The organism is Streptomyces sp. NPDC002911 (assembly GCF_053591835.1).
This window is the reverse complement of record NZ_JBSFUO010000015.1, coordinates 14,212-28,121: the sequence shown is the minus strand read 5'-3', so window position 1 is coordinate 28,121 and position 13,910 is coordinate 14,212. Positions and strand designations below refer to the sequence as shown.

Here is a 13,910-nt window from a genome sequence, read left to right as displayed (position 1 = left end):
ACGTGCAGGCATCACTGTCCCCTTTCCGCACCGGTGGGCTTGCGGTCGCGAGCCCCAACTGCTGTCGGTACCGTCAAGAGATACGTCAACTTCTGTGGTGCGTACTCCACGCTGTAGGCGTCGACCGGCCCGCAGGTCTCCCCGCGGCCCGGGGCAACGCGATAACGTGGCGTCCCTTTCCCCCACATGATCCTCGTGGCCGCCCTGGAGGTTCCGTGGTACAGGCGTACATCCTTATCCAGACCGAGGTGGGCAAGGCGTCGACCGTTGCCGAGACCATCGCAAAACTTCCGGGAGTGATCCAGGCAGAGGACGTCACAGGCCCCTACGACGTGGTGGTGCGCGCGCAGGCCGACACGGTCGACGCACTCGGCCGGATGGTGGTCGCCAAGGTCCAGCAGGTGGACGGCATCACGCGAACCCTGACCTGCCCGGTCGTCCACCTCTGACCCCTGTCTACGCTGGTCCGGTGACTCGCACCCGCCGCCGGACCCCCGGATCCCGCGTTCTCGCCCCTTCCGCCGCCCTGTTCGTCCTGGCGGCGGCAGGCTGTTCCTCCGGCCCTTCGGCGGCGGTTCCCACGCCGTCGTCGGAGGCCGCCGAGTACTGCGGGAAGCTGCACAAGGAACTGCCGGGGACCGTCGCCGGTCTGGAACGGAGTGATCCCTCGCCGGATTCGGACCTGACCGCCGGCTGGGGGGACGGGGCGATCGTACTGCGCTGCGGCGTCCCCCGGCCCGCGAAGATGGACGACACCCAGTCCGAAGCTGTCGACGCGGACGGCGTCAACTGGCTGCTGGAGCAGCCCGATGACGTCGGCCCGCGGTTCACGACCACCTACCGCAAGGCGTATGTCGAGGTGACGCTCGGGACGGAGTACGCCCATGACATCACCCCGTTGTCCGCGTTCGCCGAGCCGGTGAAGAAGACGGTCCCCGACAGCCTCTGAGGGCCGTCCCCGCGCGAAGACGGCCCTCAGAGGTCAGCGCAGGCCGGTGGAGCGGTTCAGTGCGGCCGTGATCAGCCGGTCCACCAGCTCCGGGTACTCCACACCGCTCGCCTGCCACATGCGGGGGAACATGGAGATCGGGGTGAATCCCGGCATGGTGTTGATCTCGTTGATGACGAACGTGCCGTCCTCGGTGAGGAAGAAGTCGGCGCGCACCAGGCCCTCGCAGGAGGCTGCCTCGAAGGCGGCGACGGCGAGCCGTCGTACCTCGGCGTTCTGCTCGTCGGTGAGCGGTGCGGGAACCAGGCCGGCCGCCGAGTCGATGTACTTCGCCTCGAAGTCGTAGAAGTCGTGCGCGGTGACGGGCGGGATCTCCGCGGGCACGCTGGCGCGCGGTCCGTCCTCGAACTCCAGCACGCCGCACTCGATCTCCCGGCCGCGCAGCAGGGACTCCACGAGGAACTTGGGGTCGTGCCGGCGGGCCTCCTCGATCGCCTCGTCGAGCCCGGCTGCGTCGTCGACCTTGGTGATGCCCATGGAGGAGCCGCCGCGGGCGGGCTTGATGAAGAGCGGCCAGCCCTGTTCGGCCGCGAACTCCATGATGCGCTTGCGGGCGGCGGGGCGGTCCGACTCCCATTCCCGGGGGCGGACGACCTCGTACGGGCCGACCGGCAGCCCGAAGGAGGTGAACATCCGCTTCATGTACTCCTTGTCCTGGCCGACGGCCGAGGACAGGACGCCGGCGCCGACGTAGGGCACACCGGAGAGCTCCAGGAGCCCCTGGAGCGTGCCGTCCTCGCCGTAGGGGCCGTGCAGCATGGGGAAGACGACATCGACCTCGCCCAGGACCGTGGGCACCGAACCGGGTTCACTCACGACGACGTCACGGTTGCCGGGGTCGACGGAGAGCGTCACGGCGCCCTGCGCGGACTCGGCCAGCTGGTCAACGTCGGGCACCTGCCGGTCCGTGATGGCCATGCGGGCCGGGTCGTCGGACGTGAGGACCCAACGTCCGTCCCTGGTGATGCCGATCGGCAGGACGTCGTACTTCGTCCGGTCGATGGCGCTCATGACGGCACCGGCCGTGACGACCGAGATGCCGTGTTCGGAGCTCCGGCCGCCGAACACGACGGCCACACGCGGCTTACGGCCCGACTCGGAGCTCCGGGGGCTCTCAGGGCTCTGGGGGAGGTTCTGGCTGCTCATATCACGATGAGCGTACCTGCTGGTAGGGCTCGAGTCAGCGTCGCTCGGGCTTGGCACTGCGCGACATCAGCTCCTTGAGCGCGACCACCGGCGGCTTGCCCTCGTGGACGATGCCGACGACCGTCTCGGTGATCGGCATGTCGACGCCGTGCCTGCGTGCCAGATCGAGCACGGATTCACAGGACTTGACGCCCTCGGCGGTCTGGCTCGTGACGGCGACGGTCTCCTGGAGCGTCATCCCGCGCCCGAGGTTGGTACCGAAGGTGTGGTTGCGCGAGAGCGGCGAGGAGCACGTCGCCACCAGGTCGCCGAGTCCGGCCAGTCCGGAGAAGGTGAGCGGGTCGGCGCCCATGGCGAGTCCCAGCCGGGTCGTCTCGGCGAGGCCGCGGGTGATGAGCGAGCCCTTGGCGTTGTCGCCGAGGCCCATGCCGTCGGCGATGCCCACGGCGAGGCCGATGACGTTCTTCACGGCGCCGCCGAGCTCGCAGCCGATCACGTCGGTGTTGGTGTACGGCCGGAAGTACGGGGTGTGGCAGGCCGCCTGGAGGCGCCGGGCGACGTCCTCGTCCGAGCAGGCGACGACGGCCGCGGCGGGGCGGCGTTCGGCGATCTCCTTGGCGAGGTTGGGGCCGGTGATGACGGCGATCCGGTCCGGGGTGACCTCGGTGACGTCCTGGATGACCTCGCTCATCCGCTTGGCGGTGCCGAGTTCGACGCCCTTCATCAGGGAGACGAGCACGGTGCCGGGTTCCAGATGCCGGGACCAGTCGGCGAGGTTGGCGCGCAGGGTCTGCGAAGGCACCACGAGGACGGCGAAGTCCGCGCCGCGTAGCGCCTCGGCGGGGTCGGTCGTGGCCCGGACCGAGTCGGGCAGCTCGACGCCCGGCAGGTACTCCGGGTTCGTACGGGTCGTGTTGACGGCCTCGGCCACCTCGGCGCGACGGCCCCAGAGCGTGACCTCGCAGCCTGCGTCGGCGAGGACCACGGCGAAGGCCGTACCCCATGAGCCCGTTCCGAAGACGGCCGCCTTTACGGGGTGCGTCACGTCGATCCCTTTCCCTTGCCTTCTGCCTTGCGCCGCTGTTCAGCACGGGCCTTGCGGTGGTCGTAGAGCTCGGCGGGAGCCTTCTCGCCGCGCACTTCCTCGAGCTGGGCGGTGATCGCGGCCATGATGGTCTCGGTCGCCTGGCGCAGGACGTCGGGAGTCGGCTCCAGGCCGTAGTAGCGGGAGAGGTCGACCGGTGGGCCGGCCTGCACCCGCAGGGTCTTGCGGGGGAACAACTGGAGTTTGTTCTCCTCGGCGTAGGGCGGCATCGCGAGGTTGGCGCCCCACTGGGCGACGGGGATGACCGGGGCCTTGGTCATCAGCGCTACCCGGGCGGCGCCGGTCTTGCCGGCCATCGGCCACATGTCCGGGTCGCGGGTGAGCGTGCCTTCCGGGTAGAAGGCGACGCATTCGCCACGCTCGATCGCGGCGACGGCGGCGCGGAAGGCGTCGAGTGCGTTGGTCGTCTCGCGGTAGACGGGGATCTGCCCGGTGCCGCGCAGGATCATGCCGACAAAGGGCGTCCTGAAGAGTCCGGCCTTGGCGAGGAGCCGCGGCACGCGTCCGGTGTTGTACTGGAAATGCCCGTACGACAGCGGGTCCAGATACGAGTTGTGATTGACCGCGGTGATGAATCCGCCATCGGCCGGAATGTGTTGCATTCCCCGCCAGTCCCGCTTGAACAGAACCACCAGGGGCGGTTTCGCGATGACCGCCGCCAGGCGGTACCAGAAGCCGATTCTGCGGCGGGGCACTCGGACGCCTTCCTCTAGGAAATGAGCTGTTGGGCGGCTCGCGGCGGTGCTGTCCTGCCCCGGGGCCCTGCTGTGTGGAGAACACCGTACGCCTCACCCGTGGGGGCGGACCCCCGGGTTGTCGTACCGGCAGGGGAGAATATGGGCTGATGCGTACGGAGGGGGAGATCGCCACGAACACCGACCCGACCGGCCCCTGGTCCCTGGTCGTCCCGCTGAAACCGCTCGCACGGGCCAAGAGCAGGCTCGGTCGGGCGGTGGGCGCAGAGCTGCGTCCGCGCCTGGCCCTCGCATTCGCGCAGGACACCGTGTCGGCCGCGCTGTCCTGCCGGGCGGTGGGGGATGTGGTGGTGGTCACGGACGACCCGGTGGCCGGAGCGGCGCTGGCCGCGCTCGGCGCGCGCACGGTGGCGGACACCCCGGCGGCCGGGCTCAACGCGGCGCTGGAGCACGGTGAGCGATGGGTGCGGGCGCGACGCGGGAAGGCGGCGGTGGCCGTGTTGAACGCGGATCTGCCCGCCCTGCGTCCCGACGAATTGGCGCGGGTGCTCGAATTCTCTGCCGTATATCCCCGCGCATTCGTCAGTGATGCGCAGGGAATCGGCACCACATTTCTTTCCGCGTCTCCCGGAATGGAATTGCGGCCGGCCTTCGGCGGGGCATCGCGGGCGCGGCATCTGGCATCGGGGGCGTTGGAGATCACGCTGCCGGGCCTCGATTCGGTCCGCAGGGACGTGGACACGGGTGGCGATCTGGGCGCGGCTCTCGCGCTGGGGGTGGGGCGGTTCACCGCGGAACTGACGGCCCCGGCGGTGCCTGCCGCGGACCGATAGGCTGCCGCGCATGCAGGCGACCTCGTTCACGTACGACCCCGAGACCCGCACCGGCAGCGTGCTCCTCGACGACGGCACCCCGGTGGAATTCGACGCAGCCGCCTTCGACGCCGGAGGGCTGCGGCTGCTGCGCCCGGGACAGCGGGTGCGGATCGAGACCGAAGAGAGCCAGGGTGCTTCGCCGCGGATCACCCTGGTGACGCTGCAGACGCTCTGAACGGCCCTAGAACAGCCCGCGGGCCGGGCTCCCCTCGGGGAGCCCGGCCCGGCGCGTATGAGGAACGAGCTGTGCTCGGTCTCACTTCTTGCGTGCGGTGACCTTCTTGGCTGTGGTCTTGCGTGCCGTGGTCTTCTTCGCGGGCGCCTTCTTCGCCGTGGCCTTCTTGGCGGGCGCGGTCTGGGCGGCGACGGTCTTCTTCGTGGCCGTCGTCTTCTTCGCCGGGGTCGCCTTCTTCGCCGGCGTGGCCTTCTTGGCCGTGGCGGTGGCCTTCTTGGCGGTGGTCTTCCTGGCCGGGGCCGTCTTCTTCGCGGCCGGCGTGGTCTTCTTGGCGGCGGTGGCCTTCTTGGCAGTGGCCTTCTTCGCTGCCGCCTTCGCCGTCGTGCGGGTGGAAGAACCGCCCGAGAGGCTGCCCTTGGGGGCCTTCTTCACGGCCACGTCGTTCTTCGGGAGCTTCTTGGAGCCGCTCACCAGGTCCTTGAACCCCTGTCCCGCACGGAAACGGGGCACGGAGGTCTTCTTGACCCGTACGCGCTCGCCCGTCTGCGGGTTGCGGGCGTACCGGGCGGGGCGGTCGACCTTCTCGAACGAGCCGAAGCCGGTGACCGAGACACGATCCCCCGCGACGACCGCACGGACGATCGCGTCGAGTACCACGTCGACGGCGTCCGCGGCCTGCTGGCGGCCGCCGACCTTGTCGGCAATCGCTTCTACGAGCTGCGCCTTGTTCACGTCTTCCCCTTCGGAGACATTGCCGGAACGAAACTGTTCAGGCTTTTTCGCACGTTAGGCAGATGTATACCGCAAATCAAACACGAAACGGGCTAATCACCCTAGTGCCGCAACGAAGTCGACCGCTGCGCTCTCCGCAGAGTCAGTCACCTTCGGGGAATCGGCCCTCATCGAGGTCCTTCATCAACCGGTCCAGACGCCTTGCCGCACCTGGGAGATCGTGCTTAGCCGCGGCCGTGACGACCAGCAGCTTCCGGGACAGCGCCATCCGTACGCCCTCCGGGACTTGCAGTGCGCGCACCTTTGCGTGCGCTTCTTTCAATCGGTCGGCGACTTGGCCATAGAGCTCGAGTTGGCTGTCGCGTTCCATGCACCGATTGTGCCATCTGGGGCGAGTTGTCGCCCGAGGGGGTCTCAACAAGCGACTGCGCCCCCTGCCGGGAGGCGGGGGGCGCAGTTCGGGAAAAGCGCTGCTCAGGCGTCAATCGTACGCGGTTTGTGGGACGGCCTGGCCGCCTCGTAAGTCACAATGTCCGCTTCGTTCTGAAGAGTGAGGCTGATGTCGTCGAGCCCGTTCAGCAGGCGCCAGCGGGCGTTCTCGTCGAGCTCGAAGTCGGCCGTGATGCCGTCCGCGAGGACCTGTCGCTTCTCCAGGTCGACGGTGACCTCAGCCGTGGGGTCGGCCTCGGTCAGCTCCCAGAGCCTGTCGACGACCTGCTGGTCGAGGACGACGGTCAACAGACCGTTCTTCAGGGAGTTGCCCCGGAAGATGTCTGCGAAGCGGGAGGAGATGACCGTCCTGAAGCCGAAGTTCTGCAAGGCCCAGACGGCGTGCTCACGCGAGGAGCCCGTGCCGAAGTCGGGACCCGCGACCAGCACCGAGGCGCCCTTGCGCTCGGGGCGGTTGAGGACGAAGTTCTCGTCCCTGCGCCAGGCCTCGAAGAGCCCGTCCTCGAAGCCGTCACGGGTGACCTTCTTCAGCCAGTGAGCGGGGATGATCTGGTCGGTGTCGACGTTGCTGCGACGCAGCGGGACGGCCCGGCCGGTGTGTGCGGTGAATGCTTCCATGACTCTCAGACTCCGGCGGGCGTACGGACGTCGGACAGATCGGCGGGCGAGGCCAGACGGCCCAGCACGGCGGTGGCGGCGGCGACCTGCGGGGAGACCAGGTGGGTGCGGCCGCCCTTGCCCTGCCTGCCCTCGAAGTTCCGGTTCGAGGTGGAGGCGGAGCGCTCACCGGGGGCCAGCTGGTCGGGGTTCATCCCGAGGCACATCGAGCAGCCCGCGTGCCGCCATTCGGCGCCGGCGGTGGTGAAGACCTTGTCCAGGCCCTCCTCGACGGCCTGCAGGGCGACCCTGACGGAGCCCGGGACGACCAGCATCCGTACGCCGTCGGCGACTTTGCGGCCGTCCAGGATCGAGGCCGCGTTACGCAGGTCCTCGATGCGCCCGTTGGTGCACGAACCTACGAACACCGTGTCCACGTTGATCTCGCGCAGTGGCTGGCCGGCGGTCAACCCCATGTATTCCAGGGCCTTTTCGGCGGCGTAACGCTCCGAGGCGTCCTCGTACGAAGCCGGGTCGGGGACGTTGGCCGACAGCGGCGCGCCCTGACCGGGGTTGGTGCCCCAGGTGACGAACGGCGCCAGTGCGGCGCCGTCGATGACGACCTCGGCGTCGAAGACGGCGTCGTCGTCGGTGCGCAGCGTCTTCCAGTACTCCACCGCGGCGCCCCAGTCCTCGCCCTCGGGGGCGTGGTCGCGGCCCCGCAGATAGGCGAAGGTGGTCTCGTCGGGGGCGATCATGCCCGCGCGGGCGCCGGCCTCGATCGACATGTTGCAGATGGTCATCCGGGCTTCCATCGAGAGCTTCTCGATGGCGGAGCCGCGGTATTCGAGGATGTAGCCCTGGCCGCCGCCGGTGCCGATCCGGGCGATGATGGCCAGGATCAGGTCCTTGGCGGTGACGCTGTCGGGGAGTTCGCCCTCGACGGTGATCGCCATGGTCTTGGGTCGGGCCAGCGGCAGCGTCTGGGTGGCCAGGACGTGCTCGACCTGACTGGTGCCGATTCCGAAGGCCAGCGCTCCGAAAGCACCGTGGGTGGAGGTGTGGGAGTCACCGCAGACGACCGTGGTGCCAGGCTGGGTCAGCCCGAGCTGCGGGCCGACCACGTGCACGACACCCTGCTCGACGTCGCCCAGCGGGTGCAGCCGGACGCCGAAGTCCGCGCAGTTCTTGCGCAGGGTCTCCAGCTGGGCGCGGGAGACGGGATCGGCGATCGGCTTGTCGATGTCGAGGGTGGGGGTGTTGTGGTCCTCGGTCGCGATGGTGAGGTCGAGCCGCCGCACCGGGCGGCCTGCCTGGCGCAGACCGTCGAACGCCTGCGGGCTGGTCACCTCGTGCAGCAGGTGCAGATCGATGAAGAGAAGGTCGGGCTCGCCATCGGCGCGCCGGACGACGTGGTCGTCCCAGACCTTCTCCGCGAGTGTCCTACCCATCGCTTTCCCTCCGGCCGGCGTCGTCGCCGGCCCAACTAGAGATTTCGAGTTGCCGCCGCCCTGACCCCCGAGCGAGGCGGTGGCTGCGGGCCGTTGTACGGCCGCCTGTACAGGTTCGCAACTTCCGGGGAAAATTGAACTTGCGTTTCACAGAGTGAGACGCGAGTATCGTCGTATGGACAACTCTAGCGGCGTCGGCGTTCTCGACAAGGCAGCTCTGGTATTGAGCGCCCTGGAGTCCGGTCCGGCCACCCTCGCCGGGCTGGTCGCGGCGACAGGGCTCGCACGGCCCACGGCACACCGACTGGCCGTGGCACTCGAACACCACCGCATGGTGGCGAGGGACATGCAGGGCCGATTCATTCTCGGCCCCCGGCTCGCGGAGCTCGCGGCCGCGGCCGGCGAGGACCGCCTCCTGGCAACGGCCGGACCCGTACTCACACATCTGCGCGACATCACCGGAGAGAGCGCGCAGCTCTACCGCCGGCAAGGCGACATGCGCATCTGCGTAGCGGCGGCGGAGCGGCTGTCCGGACTGCGGGACACCGTGCCGGTCGGCTCCACGCTCACGATGAAGGCGGGTTCCTCCGCACAGATCCTGATGGCCTGGGAGGAGCCGGAACGTCTGCACCGGGGCCTGCAAGGGGCCCGCTTCACGGCGACGGCCCTCTCGGGCGTACGGCGGCGAGGCTGGGCCCAGTCGATCGGTGAGCGCGAGCCGGGCGTGGCCTCGGTCTCGGCCCCGGTCCGCGGACCGTCGAACCGGGTGGTCGCCGCGGTGTCCGTCTCCGGGCCGATCGAGCGGCTCACCCGCCACCCGGGCCGGATGCACGCGCAGGCCATCATCGACTCGGCCGCGAGACTGAGCGAGGCGCTGCGCCGCACGGGCTGACCCGCTCCTGCCTCCGCCCTCCCCCTCCGGCCGCCCCAGCGTCGTGGCGGCCCAAGTCACCTGCCCCACACCGGGGATGGTGTTGCGGGCACACGAAGAAGGCCCCTCACCGAAGCGAAGGGCCTTTCCGTACTGCTGTGTTGTACCCCCGACCGGATTCGAACCGGCGCTACTGCCGTGAGAGGGCAGCGTGCTAGGCCGCTACACAACGGGGGCTTGTTTACTGCTGACTTGCGCTGGGCTACCAGGACTCGAACCTAGAATGACGGTACCAGAAACCGTAGTGTTGCCAATTACACCATAGCCCATGGTGTGACAAGTACCCCCGACCGGATTCGAACCGGCGCTACTGCCGTGAGAGGGCAGCGTGCTAGGCCGCTACACAACGGGGGCCCTAGCGATCCTGCATCGAGTACGTGGGTGCGACCCAGATGTTCTCGCGGGAAGGATCTGTACCCCCGACCGGATTCGAACCGGCGCTACTGCCGTGAGAGGGCAGCGTGCTAGGCCGCTACACAACGGGGGCTTGCTACTTCGGTCTTGCGCTGGGCTACCAGGACTCGAACCTAGAATGACGGTACCAGAAACCGTAGTGTTGCCAATTACACCATAGCCCAATGAAACGCAACCCCTGAGGGTTCGTTTTCTGTCTGCACTTCCCGGCCGGATCTTTCAACCCGCTCGGGCGGCGCAGGAAGAACATTACCTGAAGGTGTCCGGCGCTCCAAAACGGGTATGGCCGGCCAGTAGGCCGGGCAGCTCATCCAGCCCGGTGATCCGCACGAGTTCGGGACGCCCGCCCTGCCCGTCACGGTCCAGCCAGATTCCCGTCAGCCCGGCGGCCACCGCACCGCCCGCGTCGATGTCGGGTTCGTTCCCCACGTACGCCACGTCGGGCGGGTCGAGCTCCAGCACCTCACAGGCGGCGTGGAAAGCACCCGCGTCCGGCTTGGAGATGCCCAGCTCGACGGCGCACACCACGGCCTCGAAGCGGTCCCGCACCCCGAGGGCGCGCAGCTTGCGGTCCTGGTTGTGGATGCTGGAGTTGGACAGGACGGCGTGGCGGAAGCTTCCCGCCAGCCGGTCCAGGGCAGGCACGGCGTCCGGGAAGAGCGCCCACGCGGCCTCGTAATGGGCGGCGTGCCGGCCGAACCAGTCATCGGCCTCGGCGTCACTCAGCCACCGTCCGAGAAACGCGCGTACGCGCTCACGGCGCTGCCCCTGGAAGTCGAGCTCCCCGGCGGCGAAGCGTGCCCACTGCACGTCCGTGATGGCTTTCCAGGCGTCGAGGGCACGCTCCAGGGAGTCGTATCCCTCGGGGAAGCCCTCGTTCTCCAGATGCTTGCGCATGCCGATGCGGTCGGCTCCGGAGTAGTCGAAGATCGTGTCGTCGATGTCCCAGAGGACCGCGCGGATGACCATGCGGCGTACCTACCCGTCCTGGGGCCCTCCGATGCCGGAGGCCGGAACTCCCTCAAGGGGAACCCGGCCTCGGGCGTGCACGGAAAAGCTACGCGGCGAGCATGGCGGGCTTCGCGGTGCTCTGCAGGCTGATAAAGATGATCTTCAAGTCGTCGATCTCCTCAGGTGAGAACAGATCGTCCGGACCGCCAGGTGCGCAGTCATGGAAGGGGCTGCCGACCTCGTACAGGTCTCCCAGATCGAGCACGCCACGCTTGGTGACCACGTCGATGACCAGCGTGATGAAGTCCAGTTGTGTGGCGCTCAGCTGCTTCCCCACGATGAAGAGCTCGAGCGCTCTCTGAGCCGCCTGACGGTCGAGTCCGCACAGGGCGCGAACGAACAGACCGAGCCCGCCCGTCGCGCGCACCTCGTCCAGATCCTCGGGTGAGGCCACCGCTTCGGCGAGGAAGATCTCTTCCAGACCGGCCACGTCGTCCTCGGTGATCTGCTCGTTGTGGCGCAGCTTGCGGACGGCCGGCTGGTTCTCGTGACGCAGCAAGTAAGCGCGGGCCTTCTGGCGGAACCTGTGCTCGTCCGTGCCTGTCGGCATGTCCTTTATCTCCGCCTCGGGGATCTCGCCGAACTCGTCCTCGAAGTCGGTGTAGACGATCTTCCGCTTGGCCTTGGCGTCAACCAGCTCGGCCGGCCCTCGCAACCTTCTGCGCAGGTCTTCCAGCATCGGCAGGGTGACGTCCTGCCACCACTCCTCGCCCGCTGCCGCCTCCAGCAGCTCAAGCTGGTCGGCGACGGCCGGGATATTGGTCTTCCCGAGCAGGTCCTCCGCGATGTGTTCATCTCATGGCGACTGACAGCGTCCGGCTTCTCGCCGTCCTCCGACCACTCCTTGGCATCCCATTCGGCCTTCTCCTCCTCGGAGAGGTCGTCATAGCGGATGCCGTGCTCCATGAACTTCAAGGGCACTTTCACGGCCTTCGGCGGCACGAGGTAACCCTCGCCCACCGCCTCATCCAAGCCGTAGGAGTCGGTGGGGACGCCGTCTTCCAACTGGAACAGCTTGTAGGTGTTGCGGTCGATCTCGTCCTTCGGAGTCGCGGTCAACCCGAGGAGGAGCGAGTCGAAGTAGCGGAAGATGGCGCCGTACTTCGCATAGACGGAACGGTGGGCCTCGTCGATGACGATGAGGTCGAAGTAGCCGGGACCGAAGCGGCGGCGTCCCGCACTGTCCGTCACGTCGATCTGGTTCATCATCGTCTGGTAGGTGGAGACGAAGACGTGCGCCGATGCGGACTTGTCGTCCAGGAGACTGGCGACGGGAGTGTTCGGAAGGTGCTCCTTGAACGCCTTCATCGTCTGGATGACCAAGGCCTCGCGGTCGGCGAGGAACAGCACACGCTGGGCCCAGCCGGCCTTCTTCAGCTGGTCGACGAGGGCCACGGTGGTACGGGTCTTGCCGGTACCGGTCGCCATGACGAGGAGGGCCTGTCGCTGGCGGTCGCGCTCGTACGTCTCACCGACGCGCTTGATGGCGCGCAGCTGGTACGGGCGTCCGGCGATCCTCTCGTTCACCGGAGTGGTCGTCAGCGAGAGACGGCCCGCGCGCTGCCGCACATGCCAGTGGAGCTGGTCATGGGTGAGGAAGCCCTGGACCCGGCGGGGCGGGTAGCCCAGGCCGTCGTCCCAGAGGTAGGTCTCGTAGCCGTTGGTGTAGAAGATCACCGGGCGGCGGTTGAACTCGGCTGCGAGGGCGTCCGCATACAACTTGGCCTGCTGCTGGCCGTCGCGGGGGTCGCGGCTTGTGCGCTTGGCCTCGACGACGGCGAGGGGCTTGCCGTCCACGCCCCACAGGACGTAGTCGACGAAGCCATTGCCGGAGGCGGTCTGCATGCCGGTCACCGGGCGCTCGACGGTGAGCTTGCCCGCCGGGTCGGCCCCTGTGGGGGCCAGGTCCCAGCCGGCCTCCTTGAGGAGGAGGTCTATGAACGTATCGCGAGTGGCGGCCTCGTCATAGTCGTGGGTGTCCTGAACCTTCTGGTTCGCGGCCTTGGCTGCGGCAACCTCGGCCTGCAGTTCGGCGAGCCGGGCGGCGAGCACGACGCACGTGTCGCCGCGTGGGGCCTCGCGCACGACGACGGGAGCGCCCAGGTCACCGCCGTGGACGGCGGGTTCCGGATGTCGTTGCGCACCCCCGACCGTGCCGCCCACATGATCTCCCTGCGCCCCGGAAGTATCGGGTGCCTCGTCTGGCCCGGCTCGGCAACTGCCCCTTTCGCTCCAAAGGGTTGAACCCGGTCAACCCAGAGCGACGATGAGCTTGACCCTGCGCTCCCGCTCTTGGCAGCATCGGAGACAGCAAACAAAACATCGCGCATATGGCTGCGCAGACCCTGTGGCCGTCCCTTCGGGGGCGGCCACAGACGTGTTTCAGGTTTCGGTGCATCTCTGCTACATCGACGAGGCCGGCAACGGGCAGACGCTCGACCCGGCCAAGCCGGATGCGCCGCCCGTGCTCGTCATCGGCGGGTTCACCGTGCCCTGTTCCCAGGTCAGGGACTTGACCTGGGACTTCCTCAACGTGAAGAAGCACTACCGGCCCCAGTTGCAGCACGTCATGCATCTGTCGGAGCTGATCCAGCACGAGATCAAGGGCTCCGACGTCCGGAAGAACCTACGGGCCGGCAACCACAACTGGCACCGGGCCGCGATGGAGCTCATCTCCTCCCTGCTCGACATACTGGAACGCCATGACGCGCGGCTTCTCGCCCGCGTCTGGATCAAGGAGGAGGGACTCGCCTTCAACGAATCCGGTGTCTACCCGGCCTCCGTGGGCTCCTTGACCGAGACGTTTCAGGCTCAGCTGGCCCACGAGCATTCGCGCGGCATGATGGTCCTCGACAGCCGCACCAAGGTGAAGAACGCGCCCAACGTGCACTGCGTGACCACCCGCAAGTACCGCACAGGCGGGGACGGCCTCCGGGGGGATCATCGAGTCCCCCGTCTTCGGGCACAGCGACACGCACACCTTGTTGCAGGTTGCGGATCTGGTGGTGTCGTCCCTGCTGTTCCCGATCGCCTGTCACGCCTACCTGAACGACCTCACGTGGAACGTGCACTGTGACGACGCCTACGCACCGCTGCGGGAACAGTTCGGTGAGCGTCTGAAGAAGCTCCAGTTCCGCTACCAGGACCCCAGCGGCAAGTGGCGCGGCGGCATCGTGGTCTCGGACCGGCGCACCGCGCAGTCCTCCAGCCTGATGTTCGCCGACGGGAAGCGCGCCGGAGCAGCGACCGCCGTTCCGGGACAGCGAGCCGGCCTACGCGAGGCACCGCAGGTCCCGTGAACGGCCGGGAGGCCGGGACC

At 68.2% G+C, this 13,910-nt stretch carries 17 protein-coding genes and 5 tRNA genes; 7 read left to right on the top strand and 15 right to left on the bottom strand.

Annotation, left to right across the window (positions count from 1 at the left end):
* The first annotated feature begins 215 nt into the window (after positions 1-215).
* Together ACWD04_RS22505 and ACWD04_RS22500 are read left to right on the top strand one after the other, a co-directional pair.
* The gene (locus ACWD04_RS22505) at positions 216-449 is read left to right on the top strand and encodes an Lrp/AsnC family transcriptional regulator (RefSeq protein ID WP_104789405.1); all 234 of its coding nucleotides are present in this window, start codon (positions 216-218) and stop codon (positions 447-449) included.
* Positions 450-469: 20 nt separating this feature from the next.
* Positions 470-949 carry a DUF3515 domain-containing protein gene (locus ACWD04_RS22500; RefSeq protein WP_451134564.1) on the top strand — a complete coding sequence of 160 codons (480 nt, stop codon included), beginning with the start codon at positions 470-472 and terminating at the stop codon, positions 947-949.
* A 33-nt stretch (positions 950-982) separates the two neighbouring features.
* Here the strand turns inward: ACWD04_RS22500 and ACWD04_RS22495 are convergent, their stop codons facing one another.
* The 3 genes from ACWD04_RS22495 to ACWD04_RS22485 are packed head-to-tail and all read right to left on the bottom strand — an operon-like array spanning position 983 to position 3,955.
* Positions 983-2,155, bottom strand: coding sequence for a D-alanine--D-alanine ligase family protein (locus tag ACWD04_RS22495; protein ID WP_451134562.1), 1,173 nt, complete (start codon positions 2,153-2,155; stop codon positions 983-985).
* Between the two features lie 34 nt (positions 2,156-2,189).
* Positions 2,190-3,200 carry an NAD(P)H-dependent glycerol-3-phosphate dehydrogenase gene (locus tag ACWD04_RS22490; RefSeq protein WP_451134560.1) on the bottom strand — a complete coding sequence of 337 codons (1,011 nt, stop codon included), beginning with the start codon at positions 3,198-3,200 and terminating at the stop codon, positions 2,190-2,192.
* Positions 3,197-3,955: a lysophospholipid acyltransferase family protein gene (locus ACWD04_RS22485; protein ID WP_451134558.1), complete on the bottom strand. Its 759-nt coding sequence runs from the start codon at positions 3,953-3,955 to the stop codon at positions 3,197-3,199. The genes ACWD04_RS22490 and ACWD04_RS22485 overlap by 4 nt, the downstream gene beginning before the upstream one ends.
* Before the next feature lie 149 nt (positions 3,956-4,104).
* Here ACWD04_RS22485 and cofC point away from each other — a divergent pair, with 149 nt between their 5' ends.
* Both cofC and ACWD04_RS22475 read left to right on the top strand, forming a co-directional pair.
* Entirely contained in the window at positions 4,105-4,788 is a 684-nt protein-coding gene (gene cofC / locus ACWD04_RS22480) for a 2-phospho-L-lactate guanylyltransferase (RefSeq protein WP_451134556.1), read from the top strand.
* Between the two features lie 10 nt (positions 4,789-4,798).
* Positions 4,799-5,005, top strand: a complete 207-nt coding sequence (locus ACWD04_RS22475; protein ID WP_451134554.1) for a hypothetical protein — start codon at positions 4,799-4,801, stop codon at positions 5,003-5,005.
* An 81-nt stretch (positions 5,006-5,086) separates the two neighbouring features.
* Here the strand turns inward: ACWD04_RS22475 and ACWD04_RS22470 are convergent, their stop codons facing one another.
* The 4 genes from ACWD04_RS22470 to leuC form a co-directional block, all read right to left on the bottom strand.
* Positions 5,087-5,737: an HU family DNA-binding protein gene (locus tag ACWD04_RS22470; RefSeq protein ID WP_451134552.1), complete on the bottom strand. Its 651-nt coding sequence runs from the start codon at positions 5,735-5,737 to the stop codon at positions 5,087-5,089.
* Positions 5,738-5,879: 142 nt separating this feature from the next.
* Positions 5,880-6,107: an SCO5555 family protein gene (locus ACWD04_RS22465; RefSeq protein ID WP_031100634.1), complete on the bottom strand. Its 228-nt coding sequence runs from the start codon at positions 6,105-6,107 to the stop codon at positions 5,880-5,882.
* Between the two features lie 104 nt (positions 6,108-6,211).
* Positions 6,212-6,805 carry a 3-isopropylmalate dehydratase small subunit gene (gene leuD / locus ACWD04_RS22460; protein ID WP_451134549.1) on the bottom strand — a complete coding sequence of 198 codons (594 nt, stop codon included), beginning with the start codon at positions 6,803-6,805 and terminating at the stop codon, positions 6,212-6,214.
* Positions 6,806-6,810: 5 nt separating this feature from the next.
* Positions 6,811-8,235, bottom strand: coding sequence for a 3-isopropylmalate dehydratase large subunit (leuC, locus tag ACWD04_RS22455; protein ID WP_451134547.1), 1,425 nt, complete (start codon positions 8,233-8,235; stop codon positions 6,811-6,813).
* Between the two features lie 175 nt (positions 8,236-8,410).
* Between leuC and ndgR the strand changes: the two genes are divergently transcribed.
* Entirely contained in the window at positions 8,411-9,127 is a 717-nt protein-coding gene (gene ndgR / locus ACWD04_RS22450) for an IclR family transcriptional regulator NdgR (protein ID WP_033303994.1), read from the top strand.
* A gap of 143 nt (positions 9,128-9,270) precedes the next feature.
* On the opposite strand, the gene ACWD04_RS22445 is transcribed toward ndgR, so the two are convergent.
* The 8 genes from ACWD04_RS22445 to ACWD04_RS22410 all read right to left on the bottom strand — a co-directional run bounded on the left by ACWD04_RS22445 (position 9,271) and on the right by ACWD04_RS22410 (position 12,754).
* Positions 9,271-9,343 (bottom strand) — tRNA-Glu (locus ACWD04_RS22445).
* 20 nt (positions 9,344-9,363) lie between these two features.
* A tRNA-Gln gene (locus ACWD04_RS22440) sits at positions 9,364-9,435 on the bottom strand.
* Between the two features lie 12 nt (positions 9,436-9,447).
* Positions 9,448-9,520 (bottom strand) — tRNA-Glu (locus ACWD04_RS22435).
* A gap of 60 nt (positions 9,521-9,580) precedes the next feature.
* Positions 9,581-9,653, bottom strand: a tRNA-Glu gene (locus tag ACWD04_RS22430).
* Between the two features lie 19 nt (positions 9,654-9,672).
* Positions 9,673-9,744: transfer RNA gene (locus tag ACWD04_RS22425), tRNA-Gln, on the bottom strand.
* A gap of 85 nt (positions 9,745-9,829) precedes the next feature.
* Entirely contained in the window at positions 9,830-10,549 is a 720-nt protein-coding gene (locus ACWD04_RS22420; protein WP_451134545.1) for an HAD family hydrolase, read from the bottom strand.
* Between the two features lie 88 nt (positions 10,550-10,637).
* Complete coding sequence (locus ACWD04_RS22415) at positions 10,638-11,246, bottom strand: type I restriction-modification enzyme R subunit C-terminal domain-containing protein (protein WP_451134543.1); 609 nt, start codon at positions 11,244-11,246, stop codon at positions 10,638-10,640.
* Positions 11,147-12,754 (bottom strand): DEAD/DEAH box helicase family protein, encoded by a 1,608-nt coding sequence (locus ACWD04_RS22410; protein ID WP_451134541.1) that lies wholly within the window; start codon positions 12,752-12,754, stop codon positions 11,147-11,149. Before ACWD04_RS22410 ends, ACWD04_RS22415 begins: the two co-directional genes overlap by 100 nt.
* Before the next feature lie 103 nt (positions 12,755-12,857).
* On the opposite strand from ACWD04_RS22410, the gene ACWD04_RS22405 reads away from it, so the two are divergent.
* Together ACWD04_RS22405 and ACWD04_RS22400 are read left to right on the top strand one after the other, a co-directional pair.
* On the top strand, positions 12,858-13,667 hold the full coding sequence (locus tag ACWD04_RS22405; RefSeq protein WP_451134539.1) for a DUF3800 domain-containing protein: 810 nt from the start codon (positions 12,858-12,860) through the stop codon (positions 13,665-13,667).
* Positions 13,657-13,890, top strand: coding sequence for a hypothetical protein (locus tag ACWD04_RS22400; RefSeq protein WP_451134537.1), 234 nt, complete (start codon positions 13,657-13,659; stop codon positions 13,888-13,890). Before ACWD04_RS22405 ends, ACWD04_RS22400 begins: the two co-directional genes overlap by 11 nt.
* Positions 13,891-13,910: the final 20 nt, after the last annotated feature.